The organism is Tateyamaria omphalii (assembly GCF_014651375.1).
Classification (GTDB): domain Bacteria; phylum Pseudomonadota; class Alphaproteobacteria; order Rhodobacterales; family Rhodobacteraceae; genus Tateyamaria; species Tateyamaria omphalii.
On record NZ_BMWT01000005.1, the window covers coordinates 312,862 to 331,261 of the forward strand.

Genomic DNA, 18,400 nt, shown 5'->3' on the forward strand with positions numbered 1-18,400 from the left:
GAATGTACACATGACACGGCAGGACAAATTGCCAGCAGCATTGCAGGGCCTGCGCATCCCAATGATCGCAGCCCCTTTGTTCATCATTTCGGTCCCCGAATTGGTGGTCGCCCAATGCAAAGCAGGCATCGTCGGTTCGTTTCCGGCGCTGAACGCCCGTGAGGACGAGGGCGACCCACCGCTTCTGGACGCGTGGCTGACGCAGATTTCAGAAGAGCTTGACCGTCACAACCAGGCCAATCCTGACAGACCCGCAGCCCCCTTTGCTGTCAACCAGATCGTGCACCGGTCGAACGGGAGGCTGGAGCGCGACCTGGAGATATGTGTTCGGCACAAGGTGCCAATCTGGATCACATCGCTGGGCGCACGGGTTGAAGTGAACGAGGCCGCACATTCCTGCGGGGGTGTTGTTCTGCATGACATCATCAACAACACGTTTGCCCGCAAGGCGATAGATAAGGGTGCGGATGGTCTGGTCGCCGTCGCGGCGGGGGCAGGCGGGCACGCGGGCCAGCAATCACCCTTTGCTCTGATCCGTGAAATCCGGGAATGGTTTGATGGTCCAGTTGCTCTTTCTGGCGCCATCGCTACGGGTGAAGCCCTGTTGGCTGCCCGCGCGTTGGGTGCCGATTTCGGCTACGTTGGCTCACCTTTCATTGCGACGGACGAAGCCAACGCGGTGCAGGGGTACAAGGACATGATCGTGGACAGTGGCGCAGAGGATATCGTCTATTCCTCACTGTTTACAGGTGTGTGGGGCAATTACCTACGCGGTTCGGTCGAGGCGGTTGGTATGGATCCTGACAACTTGCCGACGGCAGATGCGGCATCGATGAACTTCTCTTCAGGGTCTTCAAAACCCAAGGCGTGGAAGACGATTTGGGGGTCAGGACAGGGGGTGGGGGCTGTGACCTCAATAGGACCGGCAGCCGCAATCGTCGACAGGATCGCCCGGGAATATGCGGAAGCCGGGGCGCGGTTGGTCGGGGATTTTTCAGGAAAACTGTGATGGACACCCAGACGCTTGATACTGCCGCTGTGGCGGCCTTTCTCAAAGACAGATTGCCGGGGTTCGACAAATCCATCGAGGCGACAAAGTTCGCGGGTGGCCAATCCAACCCGACGTTCCTTTTGCAGACACATGCCAGGAATTATGTTTTGCGGCGCAAACCTCTGGGTCAGCTATTGAAATCGGCCCATGCAGTGGACCGGGAGTTTCGCGTGCAAAAGGCGCTTTATGGTTCGGATGTGCCGGTGGCCAAAATGCATGTGCTGTGTCAGGATCCGGCTGTTATCGGATCAGACTTTTACGTGATGGATCAGGTTGTTGGCAGAAATTTCAATGAACCAACCATGGACGGGGTCGGCAACGAGGATCGATCCGCAATCATCAGCGATATGAACCGGGTCCTGGCCGCATTGCATGACATTGATGTCGACGCTGTTGGATTGTCAGATTTCGGCCCGCCCGGGCACTATCTGGAACGGCAGGTCGGACGCTGGACCAAGCAGTACCGCGCCTCTGAAACCCAAAATATTCCGTCGATGAACAAGTTGATTGAACGGCTTGAGGCAGACATGCCGCCGGATGACGGTCAGCGGACGCTGGTGCATGGCGATTACCGTATCGACAACATGATCTTCGAAACCGAGGGCACGCGCTGTCTCGCGGTGCTGGATTGGGAACTCAGCACAATCGGTCATCCGTATGCTGATCTAGCATCTGTTATCATGCAATGGCAGCTGCCAGCCGGACCACAAGGACGTGGATTAATGGGCGTTGACCGCGCCGGTTTGGGACTGCCTTCGGATGCCGAGTTTGTTGCATCTTATTGTGAGAGACGTGGGTTGGATCGCGTTGACCGGTTCGGTTTCTTCGTTGCTTTTTGTTTTTTTCGAATGGGTGCAATCATTCAGGGTGTCCTGAAACGGGCGATCGATGGAAATGCATCCAATCCGGAACGCGCCATGCAGCTCGGTGCGTTTGTCCCAGTCTTCGCTGACAATGGGTTGCAGGCATTAAATAACGATAAATAACAAAGCATTTCGAGAGTGCTTTAAAGCAATACATTAAATAAAGACCGTGCATTGCAAAGGACCGACGGAATTCAACCTATACGCTTGACTTATCCTGTACCTGTGCAACGCTGGACCTATCCCACCTCGTAAACTGGCCCGAAAGAGGCCACCGCGGCGGGCCGCATCCTAGGGAGGAATATCATGCGCACTACCACCATGCTTGGGCTGACCACCGCTCTTACCCTGGCCGCCAGCGCCTTCGCTGCTGGTGCCGATACAATCAAGATTGCCTTCATTGACCCATTGTCTGGTCCCTTTGCAGGGACGGGTACCAACGGTTTGCATCAGTATGAATTTGCCGCCGAAGAGTTGGTGAACAAGAAGGGCGGCGTTTTAGATGGCGATATGTTCGAGATCGTTGGCTTTGACAACAAAATCAGTCCTAAGGAATCGCTGATCCAGCTTCAGGTCGCGATCGATCAGGGCATCCGCTACATCGCCCAGGGGAACTCGTCTGGCGTTGCCAATGCCCTTACCGAAGCAATCAACAAACACAATCGCCGCAATCCGGACGATAGGGTCCTGTTCCTGAACTATTCCGCTGTTGATCCGGCACTAACCAATGACAAGTGCAATTTTTGGCACTTCCGCTTTGATGCGAACGCGGACATCAAGATGGATGCTCTGACAGACAGTATCGTCAGCAATGATGCCATCGAAAAGGTTTACATCATCGGCCAGGACTACAGTTTTGGCAAAGCCGTTGCTGCGGCGGCTGTGAAATACTTGGGCGAAAAGGCACCCGAAATTGAAGTCGTGGGGAACGAGCTGCATCCCATTGGCAAGGTCAAGGATTTCACACCCTACAGCCGCAAAATCGTTGCCTCGGAGGCGGATGCGGTCATCACGGGCAACTGGGGTGCTGATATGGTGGGGCTTGGCAAATCCGTACTCGAAAACGGGTTCACCGGACCAATCTACACCTATTACGCAGCTGCTGACGGGATCACGGCGGCCTTCGGAGACGCCGGCGTCGGAAGCTTGCGGCTTGTGGCCGAGGGGCAATTGAACCCGCCGCCAAACGATCGCGCTTCCGAGTACATTCAGGCGTTCAAGGCAAAGTATCCAGATGGCAACTTGAGCCAGGCGCGTATCACCAACGTGATTGAGATGCTGGCCAAAGCCATAAACGAAGCCGGCACCGCCGAGGATGTTGTTCCTGTCGCCTACGCTCTGGCTGGCATGGAGCATGAAAGCCTTTGGGGTGGCAACCTGATGATGCGCGAAAGCGATCATCAGCTGATCCAGAACGTGCACATCATGGAGCACACGGATGACGTCGTTCACGATCACGACAATTCGGGCTTCGGTGTGAAAGTGGTCAAGACGGTTGAGATGGCAGCAGCCGACAGCCCCACCACGTGTAAAATGCGACGCCCATGAGCGCGCCGCACAGGGCCGCTGACATTCGGCCCTGTGTTTCTTCTGGCCAAAAAATACCACGGGGAGTTTGAGGGGCAGCGCCCCTCATTCTCAAACAGAAATCGCGTCGCGTAAGCGGCATTGGGATCACGCGTGATATGGACCTCATCCTCGTCAATTTAATTGATGGACTTGTGACCGGCCTGTTGCTTTTCATGTTGTCGGCTGGCCTCACTCTTATTTTCTCCATGATGGGAGTGCTCAACTTCGCGCATGCAAGTTTTTACATGCTCGGCGCATATTTTGCCTTTCAGATCAGCCTTTACATGGGCTTTTGGATGGGCTTGCTCATCGCGCCGCTCGTGGTCGGTGTTTTGGGGGCAGGAGTTGAACGATATGGTTTGAGGCGCGTGCATCAATACGGCCATGTCCCAGAACTGATTTTCACTTTTGGACTCGCCTTGCTGATCGAGGAAGTCGTCCAGTTCATCTGGGGCAAGAACCAGATGCCTTATGCGACGCCCGAGGTTCTGCAATTCACGGCCTTCTCAATCGCTGGCAACTCCATCCCCGCCTACAAAATTTTCATGATCTTCATCTCGGTCGCGATCTTTGTCGGGTTGCTCTACATCCTGACACGCACGCGGGTGGGTATGATCATTCAAGCGGCTCTCACCTATCCCAAAACGGTCGAAGCCTTGGGGCACAACGTCCCACTGATATTTATGGGGGTATTCGGTGTCGGAACCGCTTTGGCCGGTGTGGCCGGTGTGATTGCCGGTCCAGTCCTTGGCACGTTTCCAGGTATGGCGTTCGTACTTGGCTCCATCGTTTTCGTGACGATCGTCATTGGTGGTTTGGGTAGCTTGTGGGGTGCCCTTGTCGCCTCACTGCTTATTGGATGGATCACAACATTCTCAAAAGCCTACAATCTGCGGATGGAGGATCTTTTGACGTGGCTGGGCTTCACCAAGCCTGAGCCGATCTGGGATAGTGCATGGCGGGATATGTGGTCCATCACCAGTCCCCAAATCGCGGATATCCTGCCCTATATCCTGATGGTTCTGATCCTCATCTTCCGCCCCTATGGACTGTTTGGAAAGCGTGACGCATGACTGATCAGTCTACCACCGACCCAACCAAGCCCGCGCAGCGTATGCGGGCCGGCTCCATGGCAATCCCGTTGCTGCCGTGGTGTGTCGCGGCCGTGTTATTGCTGGTTCTGCCGTTCATCTTTACCGCCAATTCCGCGATCACGATCATGAACCAGATGGCTATCACAATCATCTTTGCGCTGGCTTACAACATGCTTCTTGGGCAGGGTGGGATGTTGTCGTTCGGCCATGCGGTCTATGCGGGTGTCGGCGGGTTTGCCTGTGTTCACATCATGAATATGGACGACTTCTTTGCAAGCATTCCTCTGCCGCTCCTGCCCATTTTCGGTGGGTTGATGGGGATGGGTCTTGCCACCATTGTCGGCAGCTTTTCGACGCGCAAAGCTGGTACAGTGTTTGCTATGATCAGTCTGGGTGTGGGCGAGCTGATTGCCGCCTGTTCAGTCATCATTGTTGCATTCTTTGGCGGGGAAGAGGGGATTTCGGGTGACCGCACCTATGGAATGCCTTTTTTTGGTGTCGAGTTTCTTCAGCAAATCGAAGTCTATTACCTGATCGCCGTGTGGCTGATGATCTCGGCCGCGCTGATGTACCTTTATTCGCGGACACCATTGGGACGCATGGCCAATGCTGTCCGGGACAACCCCGAACGCGCCGAATTCCTTGGTTATTCTGCGCGCTGGGTACGGTTCTATTCCTTCGTGGCTTCAGGGTTCTTTGCTGGGATTGCCGGGGCTTTGTTTGCAATAAACTATGAAATCCTGACCGAAGAGAATCTGAACACCACACAATCTGGCATCATTCTTCTGGTGACGTTCCTGGGTGGTGTCGGTTTCTTTTTCGGACCCATCCTGGGAGCCATTGTATTCACGCTAGTGCAAACAGTGCTGAGCCTTCAGACCGAGCTTTGGGCTTTTTACCTTGGTATCGTTTTCGTTGTGACAGTCATGTTCTTCCCGGGCGGTCTTGCTGGGATCATCATGATGCATGTGCCTGCCATGCGGTTGGGCAAGCTGGGACGATTGGGGGTGCCGTATCTGAAAACCCTTGGCGCAGGAATGATCGGTTGTTTTGGGGCGGCTGCATTGATCGAGATGACGTTTCATTTCCGGCATGCCAGTACAGGTGATCATGAAATGACGATCTACTGGACGACATTCGACAGCCACACCGTGCTCCCATGGATCATCGCCATTGCATTTACAGTGTTTGGCTTTGGTGTTGCGCGCCGGACGGCCCCAGACTTGGTTGACGCATGGAATGATGCGAATACGCCAAACGGAGCGACACAATGAGCGCGGCGTTGGAACTGGACGGGCTTAAAAAGTCTTTTGGTCAAACCGAGATCATTCGCGGTGTCGATCTGAGCATCGGCAAAGGAGAGAGGCACGCCATCATCGGACCCAATGGTGCCGGAAAATCCACGCTCTTTAATCTGATCACGGGGCGCTTCCCACAAACCGCGGGCGCGATCCGGCTCCATGGTCAGGATTTGGCGGGGAAGGCCCCGTACGAGATCAACCGCATGGGTCTTTCACGGAGCTTTCAGATCACCAATATTTTCCCGAAAATGACGGTGTTTGAAAACGTGCGTTGTTCTCTGCTCTGGTCTATGGGCTACCGGTACAACTTTTGGTCTGTGGTCAGTCGCAGTCGCGCGCTGACTGAGGGCGCCGACAGCATTCTGGAACAGATCAACCTGACGGCCCGCCGTGATTTGCCCGCCGGTGTGCTCAGCTATGCCGAGCAACGCGCTCTGGAGATCGGGATAACGATCGCTGGCGGCGCGGATGTGATTATGTTGGACGAACCAACTGCCGGTATGAGCCATTCGGAAACTGACTACATCGTTGATCTCATCCGGACGGTGACAACAGGAAAGACACTGGTCATGGTTGAGCATGACATGGGCGTGGTCTTCGGTCTTGCGGACCAGATATCTGTGTTGGTGTATGGTGAAATCATCGCAACGGGCACGCCAGAGGATGTACGTGCAAACCCCAAAGTTCAGGAAGCATACCTGGGCGAAGCATTGGAGACGCACTGATGCTCGATGTTACAGACCTGCACGCGTATTATGGAAAATCCCACATTCTACAGGGTGTTAACATCCAGATTGCCGAGGGTGAAATCGTCGCTCTCTTGGGCCGAAATGGGGTCGGGCGGTCGACGACCTGCAAGGCCGTGATGGGCGAAGTTGAGCCGCATGGTTCGGTCAAGTTTCGCGGGCAGGAGATTGCGGGCAAGAAGGCCTACGAAGTTGCCAATCTCGGGATTGGATACGTGCCTGAAAACAGGGACATCTTCCCAGGGCTGACAACGCGCCAAAACCTTATTCTTGGTCTCAAACCTGGCCAGAAGGACGGGCAGGGGCGTTGGTCGATGCAGGATATGTTCGATATGTTCGAAAACCTTGCCCGCCGGGCCGATGTCGAAGCATCGGTGTTGTCGGGTGGAGAGCAGCAAATGCTGACCATGTGCAGGACGCTTATGGGCGATCCGGACCTGGTGATGATCGATGAACCGACAGAGGGGTTGTCTCCTCAAATGGTGCAGCGCGTCGCACAATTACTTCAGGAAATTGCCAACCGGGGCATTGCGACGCTGCTGGTTGAGCAAAAACTCTCAATCGCTTTGGACATTGCGCACCGGGTCTATGTCATGGGCCACGGGCAGGTGGTGTTCGAAGGGACGCCCGCTGAACTGAAAGCCCGTGATGACATTCGCAAGGAGTGGTTGGAAGTTTGATGTGCTTCCGCTTGCAATGACGACTGTGCCCGGTCCCGCGTCCCGTAAATGATCTTGCCCAATGTACGATGGATCAAAGGGCGGCTGCCTTTTTGTAGGCAGGACGTGTCATCAACCGATCCACATATTCAATCAGCCGTGGCATGTGTGACATGTCGATCCCAATTCCCTTTGCCGATATTGCCGCCGACCCCGTCATGATGTCCGCAGCAGAAAAGTCACCCGCCAGGTAATTGCGCCCGTCGAGTGCGCTGTCCACTGGCGCCAGCATCTGTCCCAATAGTTTTTTAGCGCGTTTGGCATGTGTCTCGGACTGTCGTTCGGGTGGCAGAAAAAATGTCTCGACCATATAGCTGTTCACTTGCGGCATCAGCATCCCTTCGGAGTAGTGCAACCATTGAAGGTAAGCGGGGTATTCGCGGTTGGTCGGAGCAGGGCGAAACCGGTCACCGTCATGCCGCGTGATCAAGTATTCGAGGATCGCGCCACTTTCCATGATCTGCACATCGCCATCCACCAGCACAGGCACGCGACCCATGGGATGAATATCAGCGCGGTATTCGGGGCTGCGCATGGCCGGGTCACCAAGGGCATAGGACACAAGTTCGTAGTCGAGATCCATCTCTTCCAGCAACCATGCCACGCGTATGGCCCGGCTGCGTGGTGCGAAGTAAAGCTTGAGCATCGTGATCCTCCCTTGGCTTCAGGCTATCTCCCTGTCTTTCATCTTGGCAAGGCGCGTTGACGTCGTATCGTGGGCCCATGTCATTGACCTTAGATTCACATCGTCTTGCCCGAATTCAGAACTGGGCAGATCGCTACACCTCGGACCGCAAGTTTGCGGGTTTATCTGTACTGATACGTCAACATGGACACGAAGTTTTCTATGCTCAATCCGGTGTGAAGGACCTTGAGAGCGGCGCCGCCTTTGAGCGAGACACAGTGGCGCGTATCTATTCGATGACGAAACCTGTCACGTCGCTGATCCTCATGATGCTGGTTGAAGAGGGCTTGCTGCACCTGGATGCGCCATTGTCGCGGTTTCTGCCCGCGTTCTCGGACATGCATACGCTTCGGCCCGGTGCAGGTGATCTGTCACAAACAGAACCCTGCGCCACACCGATGCTACACCAGTTACTGACCCACCGATCCGGTTTTAGCTATCCGTTCAATCCGGGTCTATTGCCAAAGGCCATGGCGGAGCAGGATTTACTTTTCAAACCCGCGGCGGGCACGTTGGCCCAACAGTGTGACGCGCTTTCTGACTTTCCACTGGCTTTTGCGCCGGGGCAGCGATGGGAGTACTCGGTTGGGATCGACGTCATCGGCAGAGTGATCGAAACAGTTACCAGCCAATCACTTGATGACGTTTTCCGGGAAAGAGTGCTGGACCCGCTTGGAATGCGAGACACCAGCTTTTCAATCGCTGATCATGCGCTTGACCGATTTGCGAGCCTGTACACACCGCTGGCGGGGGATGCGATGGACCTGAATGCAGCGGCAGATGGGGATGCGTCCCTACGGCTTTTTGACGACGCCATGCATTCGCCGTTTCGCAGTACGATATGTTTCAGCGGCGGTGGCGGTCTGGTCGGAACCATCGACGATTACATGGCCTTTAGCGAGTGTTTGCGAAACCGGGGCCAAGGGCTGATCTCTCCGTCGACGGCGGACTTCATGATGTCCAACCATTTGCCAGGCGATATTGCGAGCCTTGGCCCTGCCAGCTTTGCTGAGCAACCTATGGACGGTATGGGGTTCGGGATTGGAGGCGCCGTTGTGATTGATCCGGCGCGCAGCCGCGTACCGTCATCGCTTGGTGACTTCAGCTGGGGTGGGATGGCTTCGACATTCTTCTGGGTCGACCGCGTGCACGATGTAAGCGTCGTCTTCTTTACCCAGCTCAGCCCATCCTCCAGCTACCCCGCCCGAGCGGAACTCAAAGCGCTGGTGCATGCGGCACTGATGTGACAGGACGATCCACATGACAGATGCACATCAGACGCTGCTCGACTTGTTGGCTGTGGAACGGCTTGAGGTCGATATGTTCCGAGGCACGGGGCAGGGCGGTGAAACCCCGACGCGCATCTTTGGTGGGCAAGTGATTGGGCAGGCCCTCGCTTCGGCATACCGGACGGTTGAGGACCGGTTGTGCCACTCCCTGCACGCGTATTTCATTCGTCCGGGCGATCCTTCCATTCCTGTCGTCTATCAGGTGGATCGCGCGCGGGACGGCGGAAGCTTTACCACCCGCCGCGTTGTCGCGATCCAGCATGGACGACAGATTCTGAACATGTCGGCGTCCTTTCACGCCGATGAGGACGGGTGGTCACATCAACATCCGATGCCAGATGTTGAAGGACCGGAAAACCTGTCTGATCGCGTGACACTTCGCAAAGCTGTCGTGGATCGTATTCCCGAAAAGTTTCACGAGGAGTTCTTGCGTCCGCGTCCGATCGATATCAGGGAAGTGGCACCGCGCGACTTCTTTACACCGGACCCGATGGATGACCGCAGCCATCTTTGGTTCCGCATGGCGGCGGCGCGTGGGATCAGCCCGCAATTGCAGCATTGTCTTTTGGCCTACGCATCCGACCTGAATTTGTTGGGAACGGCGTTGCGTCCGCACGGACAAACCTGGTTCACGGGCCGCGTCATGGCGGCCAGTCTTGATCACGCCATGTGGTTTCATGCGCCCGCAGAATTCTGTGATTGGCATCTGTACACGATGGACAGCCCTTGGTCGGGCAAGGGCAGGGGTTTTAACCGAGGTATGATTTACGACAAGGATGGCACTCTTGTCGCGTCTGTTGCACAAGAAGGGCTTATTCGTCCGATCACACCCAAGAGCTAGTGCTGTACGTGCGGTTCAGTTTCTGCATTCCGGCAATCCAACGATCATAGTCTGCCGCTTTGAGCTGCATGTACTTCAGGACATTTGCGTGTGGAAGAACGAGAAATGTCTCATTCTGGATCGCAGTGATGCAAGCCCGGGCCGCATCCTCGGGTTCGAGCATACCATCAATGGCCGCGACGTGGTCTTCGTGACCTTCGGTCATGGCTGTGCGAACGGCTTGTGGGCACAGGACTGAGACCTTGATGCCGGCATCACCATGCGTGATGGCCAACCATTCTGCCAGCCCTACGGCGGCATGTTTCGTAACACCGTAGGGCGCCGATCCGATCTGGTTCAAAAGACCTGCCGCAGACGCGGTGTTCAGCAAGTAACCACTGCCGCGGTCCGCCATGCGTGGCACGACGTGCCTCGCGGCCCAGACATGCGCCATCACATTGATATCCCACAGCCTTTGCCATTCGGCGTCCAGCGCATCCGCACCGCCTTCGACCAGCACCCCGGCGTTGGAGCAGAAAATGTCAATCGGGCCGATTGAGGCTTCGGTCGTGTCAATCAGTGTCTTGATCTGGTTTTCGTCGGCAACATCGACCGTCACGGCGGTGCCCCCGATCATATGCGCGGTTTCTTCAGCGCCTGCTGAATCCCTGTCGGCGCAAATGACGTGCTTGGCGTTCTGGTCGGAAAACGCCTGACACAGAGCCCGCCCGATGCCTCCTGCCGCACCGGTAACAACGACAATCCTGTCTCTGATGTCCATGAACAGCCCCAAATACAACGCACCAAAAACGGCACCGTTCCACACTAGGTTGCATCGGTATTGTTGCCAAGCCAAGCCGCGCAGATCCAGAGGCTCTTGCTTGTGGTATTGAACCGGCCCGCCGCACCGTTGGCAGGGTACCGGGAATTGTCAATTCTAAAGACGAATGTTATGTCGATGGTTGAGGAACAATTTCACAATGGGAGGGCACAAGCTGAGCATGCGCATCACACGCCGACTTCAGCATGGTCCCCGTTTCGCCCTGTAAACTCGTTTGCAGGGCTGACCACAGGTAATCTGAACACCGGGTCTGCCCAAAGCCGCATTGCGGCCCCTCTTTATGTGTTTCGAGATTCCTATGGCGATCCTGCATGCAAATGCTCTGGCGGTAACGCTGAGCGACCCACTGTTTTCCAACCTCAACCTCACCATATCCAAAGGCAATCGTATTGGCTTGATTGCTCAAAACGGCGCTGGAAAGTCCACGCTTCTGTCCTGTCTTGCAGGGGATGTTGATCAGACCAACGGCGAAGTCACGCGCGTTCGTGGATTGCGTGTTGGTTATGTAAGGCAACACCTGCCGACGCAGGCCCTGTCACACACTATGTACGACTGGGTGTTGGCAGCGCTTCCGCCAGATCAGGCAGATTACGAAAGCTGGCGTGTCGACGTGGTCCTGGACGATTTATCGGTCCCTTACGAACTGCAGCGCAGCCAGCTTGCAGAACTAAGCGGCGGATGGCAGCGCATCGCAATGATTGCGGCGGCCTGGGTCAATGAACCCGGTTTGTTGTTTTTGGATGAGCCTACAAATCACTTGGATTTGCACCGCATCTCTCTTCTTGAGCATTGGTTGGCTGCGCTCCCCAATGATTTGCCAATTTTGATGACCTCGCATGACAGAGCATTTCTTGATGCCGTGACCAATTGCACGTTGTTCCTGCGTCCGGAGAAATCACGTTTCTTCGCGCTGCCTTTCTCTGCAGCTCGCGCTGCGCTTGATGAGGTGGATATGGCAGATGCACGTCGGTTCGCCAATGATCTGAACAAGGCGCAGCAACTGCGGAAACAAGCCGCAAAGCTGAAGAATGTCGGCATAAACTCCGGGTCTGACCTGTTGTTGACCAAAACAAAACAGCTAACCGAACGGGCGAGTAAGATAGAGGCCGCCGCCAGACCGGCGCACAAGGAGAAGTACGCTGGTGACATAAAGCTGTCCAACAGTGGGACACACGCCAAAGCACTGATAACTTTGAACGATGTGACAATCAGTACCCCCGATGATCGTTTGCTATACAAAACGGGCAAGAAATGGATTTCGCCGGGGGATCGGGTGGTTTTGCTAGGCGCCAACGGGACAGGCAAGTCCCAGATGGTGAAGTTGATCGCACGTGCTCTGAACGGTGAAGCGACGCAGATCAAATGTGCTGCATCTGCTATTCCAGCCTACTCTGATCAGCACTTGCGCCAGCTCTCGAGCACGGAAACCCCCATGAGCACTGTGACAAGTCTGTTTGACATTGGTGATCAACGTGCGCGCGGCGTGTTGGCAGGTGCTGGCGTGCACTACCGTATGCAGGACACAAAAATAGCGGCCTTGTCCGGTGGGCAGAGGGCGCGTTTGGCCATGCTATTGCTGCGCCTCAAGAATCCAAATTTTTATTTGCTGGACGAACCGACGAACCATCTGGATATCGAGGGACAGGAAGCGCTGGAAAACGAATTGATTACGCGTGACACATCCTGTCTGTTGGTCAGCCACGACAGGCATTTTCTGCGACATGTCGGGAATCGTTTTTGGTGCATTCAGGGGCAAAAACTGGAAGAGGTTGATTGCCCGGACGAATTTCTGAACGCTGAAATGCAAGCGCCTTAGACGCCCGGTTTTGTCCTGAGATCCTGCTTGCGCGGCGCGTCATGGTCGGCATGCGGCATACCATGTCGTATGTTATCCATGATGCGCCGATAGTCAGGTCGCATTGGACAAACACGCCACAGTTAATATTCTAACTCGGAGGCCGAGAGCAGAACCGTTTTGGAGGAAACGATGTCTGCAGTAGAACATATCAAAGAGATTGAAGCCGCTCTGTCAGAACGCCCCGTGCAACGCGACGACTTTGTTGTGGCGTCATGGCGCAGATGTGTTGAACAACATGGCCTTGATCCAACCAAACCTACGCCTGCGTATATTTTGCCGGAACGCGAACTGCGGCATCATCAGCAACAGGCTGAACGATTGACGTTGATCGCAAGGTCGGGCTTGGAAGACCTGTTTCGGCAGGTTGCGAGCCAGAACTATGTTCTATTGCTTACGGATGCTCAGGGTATCACTGTCGACTACTTTGGTGACGCAAATTTTGAAGACGATCTTCGCGCCTCCGGTCTATTCCTTGGGTCGGCATGGTCGGAAGCACAATCAGGAACAAATGGCATAGGCGCTTGTATCGCCACAGGTAGGGCCGTCACGGTTCATCAGAAGGATCATTTTGATCTGCACCATGTCCCCTTAAGTTGCAGCGCTGCGCCCATTTATGATCTTCGGGGCAGTTTGGCAGCTGTACTAGACGTGTCTTTGCTGCGATCCCCGCAACCAAAGGCGACGCAGGCCCTGGCGTTGCACATGGTCAAGACGGCGGCACGGCGCATTGAACTTGCAAACTTGACGGCCGAAATGAGCACTAAGTGGGTGTTGCGTTTGTCCAGGCGGCCCGACTTCGTCGATGTGGACCCGGACGGCGCATTGGCCGTCGATGATGCCGGGACAATCATCGGGGCCACACGACAGGCGCAACTCTTGTTGAGGGATCCGTCAAACAGCCAGGTGGTAGGGCGCTCTCTGACCTCGGTTCTCGACCTCGATCTTGACGACCTTCCTACGTTCTCAAGGATCCGTTCGACGAAAGAGCGTTGCGTGTTCCTGAAATCAGGTGATGTCGTTTACGCCCACGCAATCGCTCCGCAACCTCGGGTTCGAACGCGCAGAGATTCTAAGCCTTCAAAACTATCAGGCCCGTTTGCGGCCTTGCACTGCGGTGATTGGAACGTCGAACAGACATTGAACAAGGCGGAACGCTTGGCACAAAATGACTTGCCGATCTGGATAACCGGGGCCAGTGGCACTGGTAAGGAACGGCTCGCGCGTGCAATACACAGTAAACGCGATGAGCGCGCTCCGTTTGTCGTCGTTCAATGTGCGGACTACCCCGGAGCTGAGTTGGAAACGATCTTGTTCGGCACCAGGGGCGATGATGATGGTTTGATTACGCATGCTCGTGATGGTGTGTTGTTTCTGGATGCAGCAAATGAAATGTCCGCGGCCGTTCAATCACGGCTGGCGCGTGCGCTGACAGATGATGGGATCCGACCAGCAAACGGTGCTAACCCAATATCCATAAAGGCCAAAATTATTTCGGCCAGCACGATGCCCATATCGGACTGCAAGCTGCGCGACGATCTGATGTTTCGCCTTGGCGGCGCGTGTCTTGACCTGCCCAATTTGGATGATCGTGCCGATATTGATGGTCTGGTCGACAAGATCATAAGACTGGCTGGTATTGCAGCGCCAAAGACATTCAAAATCTCGGACGGTGCCCGGTCGCACCTTAGAAACCGCAGCTGGCCCGGCAACATCAGAGAACTGAAGAACACCTTGAGGGTTTCAATGGCTCTTAGCGACGATGGGTTCATTGATTTGGAACACATTCCTCAACCCGTCACCAAAGCGGCGACAGGTCATGAGGGTCATAACACTGCAGACCTTGAACGCTGTTTGGATGAATGCGGTTGGAATATATCGCGTGTGGCGCGCCTCCGCGGCGTGGACAGAACAACAATCCACAGACAGATGAAGCGGGCCGGGATCACGCGCCCTTAAAGCCACAAGGTGTGGCACTGGTCCGCAATGCAACACAAATCCGCAATCACTTGCGCTGCAATGCGGCGCCCGCCACCTCTTTGGATAGGCCAGCGTCACATTGCCAGTAATGATCGCATCCAATTACGAAAGGGAGGATCAGTTTATGCTGGATACATCACACGGCGATCAAATGGAGAGCATGCTCAATCGGTTCGGGAACGCCTTGGAAAATGGGCGAGTTGATGAGGCAGTTTCCATGTTCCAGACAGATTGCTATTGGCGCGACCTGGTCTCATTTACCTGGAACATCCGCACGATGGAGGGGCAGGACGCGATCCGCGACATGCTGCAAACACAGCTTTCAGCTATCAAACCCACGGGTTGGCAAATTGCGGAGGGCGAGGCGGTCACGGAAGACGGCGGCATCGTCACGGCATGGATCACCTTCGAAACCGGTGTTTCACGTGGCTATGGCCTTGTCCGTGTGAAAGATGGTTTGATCTGGACGTTGCTTACGTCGATGACAGAGCTGAAGGGTTACGAAGAGCCGCTTGGCTATGAACGTCCCTTGGGCGCCAAACACGGCGCGGGAAAGGGTCGGAAATCCTGGCGTGAAGAACGTGACGATGAGATTGCTGAGCTTGGCCATTCTGTCCAGCCTTACACGGTAATCATCGGAGGCGGGCAGGGCGGAATTGCCCTTGGCGCACGGCTGCGTCAACTGGGTGTGCCCACAATCATCATTGAGAAAAATGACAAGCCTGGAGACAGCTGGCGCAATCGCTACAAGTCGCTCTGCCTGCATGATCCGGTCTGGTATGATCACCTGCCTTACCTGCCGTTTCCATCAAACTGGCCCGTTTTCGCGCCCAAGGACAAAATCGGCGATTGGTTGGAGATGTATACCAAGATCATGGAGTTGAACTACTGGACCAATACGACAGCAAAATCGGCCAAGTTCGAGGATGAGACCGAGGAATGGACCGTTGTCGTAGAGCGTGATGGCAAGGATATCACGTTAAGGCCGAAGCAGTTGGTTATGGCCACCGGTATGTCGGGAAAAGCCAATGTGCCGACCTTCCCCGGTATGGAAAAGTTCAAGGGCGATCAGCACCATTCGTCAAAGCATCCCGGCCCGGATGCCTACAAGGGCAAGAAGGCCGTTGTTATCGGCTCAAACAACTCGGCCCACGATATCTGCGCTGCACTTTGGGAAAACGACGCCGACGTGACGATGGTTCAGCGTTCGACAACGCATATCGTCCGGTCTGATCCACTCATGGAATTCGGCCTCGGGGACCTGTACTCGGAGCGCGCCCTCGAAGCGGGTGTGACAACACAGAAGGCAGACATGATCTTTGCCTCTTTGCCCTACAAGATCCTGCATGAGTTCCAAAAACCTGTGTATGACAAGATCAAGGAAGTGGACGCAGACTTCTACGACGGGCTTGAGAAGGCTGGTTTCCGACTGGACTGGGGTGCCGATGGATCAGGACTGTTCATGAAGTACCTGCGTCGCGGTTCAGGCTACTATATCGACGTCGGCGCCAGCCAGTTGATCATCGATGGCAAGATCAAGCTCGCCAATGGTCAGGTGAGCGAAGTGGTCGAGGATGGTGTGTTGCTCGAGGATGGGACCAAACTTGACGCTGATCTGATCGTTTACGCCACGGGCTACGGCTCGATGAATGGTTGGGTTGCGGATTTGATTGATCAGGACACCGCGGACAAGGTTGGCAAGTGTTGGGGGCTTGGCTCTGACACACCCAAGGATCCCGGACCTTGGGAAGGTGAGCAGCGCAATATGTGGAAGCCGACACAACAGGAAAGCCTGTGGATGCATGGCGGCAATTTGCATCAGTCGCGCCACTATTCGCAATATCTCTCTCTGCAGCTGAAAGCGCGCTACGAAGGCATCGACACACCCGTTTATAAGCTGCAGGAATCCCATCATCTGGGTTGATGACGTCTTTATCCGGGCGGCATATGTTGCCCGGATAATTCATTCGGCAAATTCGGAAGGCTGCTCTGTTGTTAACATGCCGGATTTGAGGTTTTCGATAAGCCGTCGCGCCCACAAGCAAGCTCGGCCAATAGCCTTTCAGGCGAACGTGCCCGCAAACTGTTCTCTCAACGCTTTCTTCTGAACTTTCCCCATCGTGTTTCGGGGAAGTTCCGGTAGCAACACCAACTGTTGTGGCTGTTTGAAGCGTGCAAGCGACGCCGTCATGTTGGCAGCTATGGCGTCAAGGTCCGGCTCTTGGTCGGGCTTGGCAACGATGACAGCCAGAACACTTTCGCCGAAATCAGGGTGAGGCACCCCGATAACGGCACTTTCCAGAACGCCGTCTTGCTCATCCAAAATCAGCTCGATTTCCTTGGGGTAGATATTGTACCCGCCAGAGATAATGAGGTCTTTGTTGCGCCCGACGATTGTCACATAGCCGTCCTCGTCAACCATTCCCAAATCGCCGGTGATAAAGAAACCGTCCGTGCGAAGCTCCTCAGCGGTTTTATCGGGCATCTGCCAATACCCCTGAAAGACATTTGGACCGTGCACCTCTATCTGGCCGATGTCACCGTTCGGGATTGTCTGGCCAGTCTTGGGGTCGGTGATCTTTACCTCGATCCCGGGCAACGGAAAACCAACCGTCCCGGCGCGGCGCTCACCCTCATAGGGATTTGAGGTGTTCATGTTGGTCTCGGTCATTCCGTATCTTTCAAGAATACGATGACCCGTTCGTTCTTCGAATTGTATGTGGGTGTCCGCCAAGAGCGGGGCGCTGCCCGACACGAAAAGCCGCATGTGGGCGCTCAGCTCTTTAGTGAACCGCTTGTCACCCAGTAGGCGTGTATAGAATGTCGGAACGCCCATCATTGCAGTGGCGCGCGGAAGTTCTGTGATCACTTCGTCCAGATCGAACTTTGGCAGAAAAATCATCTGGCCACCGCACAGTAGGGTGATGTTGGTCGCCACGAACAGCCCATGTGTGTGAAAGATGGGCAACGCGTGCAACAAGATGTCCTGCGACGTGAAACGCCACTCCTGCCTCAGCACCTGAGCGTTGGACAGCAAGTTACCCTGGCTCAACATTGCCCCTTTTGAACGACCAGTCGTACCAGAGGTGTACAGCAGGGCCGCGAGATCACCTTCTGAGCGTGGAACAGTCTCGAAGGATGCGGGGAACGAGACTGCCAGGGACGGAAAGGAGCCCGCCCCATCAGCATTCAGAGTCTCCAGTTTCGCGTTGCACCGATCTGCTATGGTTGCGAGGGCGTCACGTCTGCTTTCGTCTCCCAAGACCAGACGCGCGCCGCTGTTCTCAACGAAATATGCCACTTCCGCAGGCGTGTAAGCGGTGTTGAGCGGAAGGAAGACAAGACCTGCCTGCACACACGCTGCATACACAGCCAGCGTTTCCGGCGATTTTGCGGTTTGAACGGCGACGCGATCCCCGACAACAAGGCCCATGCTGGTCATGGCGCCTGCATATTGTGCAGCACGGTCAAGGAACGCTTTGTAGCTTAACGAACGCCCGCCGGGCAGTTGAAGAAACTCCGCATCGCTCGTGCTATGTTGGCCGAACAGTGTGTCGAAAAGTGGGTTGGGCATTGGTCTCTTTGAC

The 18,400-nt window shown here is 55.2% G+C and carries 15 protein-coding genes; 12 read left to right on the forward strand and 3 right to left on the reverse strand.

Annotated elements, in window-relative coordinates; genetic code table 11:
- The first annotated feature begins 10 nt into the window (after positions 1–10).
- The 7 genes from IE087_RS18060 (at position 11) to IE087_RS18090 (ending at position 7,304) form a co-directional block, all read left to right on the forward strand.
- Positions 11–1,009, forward strand: a complete 999-nt coding sequence (locus tag IE087_RS18060) for an NAD(P)H-dependent flavin oxidoreductase (RefSeq protein ID WP_189370767.1) — start codon at positions 11–13, stop codon at positions 1,007–1,009.
- Positions 1,009–2,037, forward strand: a complete 1,029-nt coding sequence (locus IE087_RS18065) for a phosphotransferase family protein (RefSeq protein ID WP_189370768.1) — start codon at positions 1,009–1,011, stop codon at positions 2,035–2,037. The genes IE087_RS18060 and IE087_RS18065 overlap by 1 nt, the downstream gene beginning before the upstream one ends.
- A gap of 183 nt (positions 2,038–2,220) precedes the next feature.
- Entirely contained in the window at positions 2,221–3,462 is a 1,242-nt protein-coding gene (locus IE087_RS18070; RefSeq protein ID WP_189370769.1) for a branched-chain amino acid ABC transporter substrate-binding protein, read from the forward strand.
- 137 nt (positions 3,463–3,599) lie between these two features.
- Positions 3,600–4,556: a branched-chain amino acid ABC transporter permease gene (locus IE087_RS18075; protein WP_189370770.1), complete on the forward strand. Its 957-nt coding sequence runs from the start codon at positions 3,600–3,602 to the stop codon at positions 4,554–4,556.
- Entirely contained in the window at positions 4,553–5,851 is a 1,299-nt protein-coding gene (locus tag IE087_RS18080; RefSeq protein WP_189370771.1) for a branched-chain amino acid ABC transporter permease, read from the forward strand. The genes IE087_RS18075 and IE087_RS18080 overlap by 4 nt, the downstream gene beginning before the upstream one ends.
- A complete protein-coding gene (locus IE087_RS18085) occupies positions 5,848–6,603 on the forward strand; it encodes an ABC transporter ATP-binding protein (RefSeq protein ID WP_189370772.1) in 756 nt (251 codons plus the stop codon). Before IE087_RS18080 ends, IE087_RS18085 begins: the two co-directional genes overlap by 4 nt.
- Complete coding sequence (locus IE087_RS18090) at positions 6,600–7,304, forward strand: ABC transporter ATP-binding protein (protein WP_308425479.1); 705 nt, start codon at positions 6,600–6,602, stop codon at positions 7,302–7,304. The genes IE087_RS18085 and IE087_RS18090 overlap by 4 nt, the downstream gene beginning before the upstream one ends.
- A 73-nt stretch (positions 7,305–7,377) precedes the next feature.
- Here IE087_RS18090 and IE087_RS18095 read toward each other — a convergent pair whose 3' ends face one another.
- The gene (locus tag IE087_RS18095) at positions 7,378–7,989 is read right to left on the reverse strand and encodes a glutathione S-transferase family protein (RefSeq protein ID WP_189370774.1); all 612 of its coding nucleotides are present in this window, start codon (positions 7,987–7,989) and stop codon (positions 7,378–7,380) included.
- 77 nt (positions 7,990–8,066) lie between these two features.
- Between IE087_RS18095 and IE087_RS18100 the strand changes: the two genes are divergently transcribed.
- A complete protein-coding gene (locus IE087_RS18100) occupies positions 8,067–9,275 on the forward strand; it encodes a serine hydrolase domain-containing protein (protein ID WP_189370775.1) in 1,209 nt (402 codons plus the stop codon).
- A 13-nt stretch (positions 9,276–9,288) separates the two neighbouring features.
- On the forward strand, positions 9,289–10,158 hold the full coding sequence (locus tag IE087_RS18105) for an acyl-CoA thioesterase (protein WP_189370776.1): 870 nt from the start codon (positions 9,289–9,291) through the stop codon (positions 10,156–10,158).
- Here the strand turns inward: IE087_RS18105 and IE087_RS18110 are convergent.
- Positions 10,142–10,918, reverse strand: coding sequence for an SDR family oxidoreductase (locus IE087_RS18110; protein ID WP_189370777.1), 777 nt, complete (start codon positions 10,916–10,918; stop codon positions 10,142–10,144). The two genes, IE087_RS18105 and IE087_RS18110, sit on opposite strands and share 17 nt — an antisense overlap.
- Before the next feature lie 340 nt (positions 10,919–11,258).
- Here IE087_RS18110 and IE087_RS18115 point away from each other — a divergent pair, with 340 nt between their 5' ends.
- The 3 genes from IE087_RS18115 (at position 11,259) to IE087_RS18125 (ending at position 16,737) form a co-directional block, all read left to right on the forward strand.
- On the forward strand, positions 11,259–12,794 hold the full coding sequence (locus IE087_RS18115) for an ABC-F family ATP-binding cassette domain-containing protein (RefSeq protein ID WP_229801447.1): 1,536 nt from the start codon (positions 11,259–11,261) through the stop codon (positions 12,792–12,794).
- 171 nt (positions 12,795–12,965) lie between these two features.
- Positions 12,966–14,792 carry a sigma-54-dependent Fis family transcriptional regulator gene (locus tag IE087_RS18120; RefSeq protein WP_189370778.1) on the forward strand — a complete coding sequence of 609 codons (1,827 nt, stop codon included), beginning with the start codon at positions 12,966–12,968 and terminating at the stop codon, positions 14,790–14,792.
- Between the two features lie 145 nt (positions 14,793–14,937).
- Positions 14,938–16,737: an NAD(P)/FAD-dependent oxidoreductase gene (locus tag IE087_RS18125; protein ID WP_189370779.1), complete on the forward strand. Its 1,800-nt coding sequence runs from the start codon at positions 14,938–14,940 to the stop codon at positions 16,735–16,737.
- Between the two features lie 138 nt (positions 16,738–16,875).
- Here the strand turns inward: IE087_RS18125 and IE087_RS18130 are convergent, their stop codons facing one another.
- A complete protein-coding gene (locus tag IE087_RS18130) occupies positions 16,876–18,387 on the reverse strand; it encodes a malonate--CoA ligase (RefSeq protein WP_189370780.1) in 1,512 nt (503 codons plus the stop codon).
- Positions 18,388–18,400: the final 13 nt, after the last annotated feature.

Coding starts and splice junctions, on each gene's coding strand:
- IE087_RS18130 (WP_189370780.1), bottom strand. CDS start 18,387: ATGCCCAACCCACTTTTCGACACACTGTTCGGCCAACATAGCACGAGC.
- IE087_RS18110 (WP_189370777.1), bottom strand. CDS start 10,918: ATGGACATCAGAGACAGGATTGTCGTTGTTACCGGTGCGGCAGGAGGC.
- IE087_RS18060 (WP_189370767.1), top strand. CDS start 11: ATGACACGGCAGGACAAATTGCCAGCAGCATTGCAGGGCCTGCGCATC.
- IE087_RS18085 (WP_189370772.1), top strand. CDS start 5,848: ATGAGCGCGGCGTTGGAACTGGACGGGCTTAAAAAGTCTTTTGGTCAA.
- IE087_RS18070 (WP_189370769.1), top strand. CDS start 2,221: ATGCGCACTACCACCATGCTTGGGCTGACCACCGCTCTTACCCTGGCC.
- IE087_RS18100 (WP_189370775.1), top strand. CDS start 8,067: ATGTCATTGACCTTAGATTCACATCGTCTTGCCCGAATTCAGAACTGG.
- IE087_RS18080 (WP_189370771.1), top strand. CDS start 4,553: ATGACTGATCAGTCTACCACCGACCCAACCAAGCCCGCGCAGCGTATG.
- IE087_RS18075 (WP_189370770.1), top strand. CDS start 3,600: ATGGACCTCATCCTCGTCAATTTAATTGATGGACTTGTGACCGGCCTG.
- IE087_RS18120 (WP_189370778.1), top strand. CDS start 12,966: ATGTCTGCAGTAGAACATATCAAAGAGATTGAAGCCGCTCTGTCAGAA.
- IE087_RS18115 (WP_229801447.1), top strand. CDS start 11,259: ATGTGTTTCGAGATTCCTATGGCGATCCTGCATGCAAATGCTCTGGCG.
- IE087_RS18095 (WP_189370774.1), bottom strand. CDS start 7,989: ATGCTCAAGCTTTACTTCGCACCACGCAGCCGGGCCATACGCGTGGCA.
- IE087_RS18125 (WP_189370779.1), top strand. CDS start 14,938: ATGCTGGATACATCACACGGCGATCAAATGGAGAGCATGCTCAATCGG.
- IE087_RS18065 (WP_189370768.1), top strand. CDS start 1,009: ATGGACACCCAGACGCTTGATACTGCCGCTGTGGCGGCCTTTCTCAAA.
- IE087_RS18105 (WP_189370776.1), top strand. CDS start 9,289: ATGACAGATGCACATCAGACGCTGCTCGACTTGTTGGCTGTGGAACGG.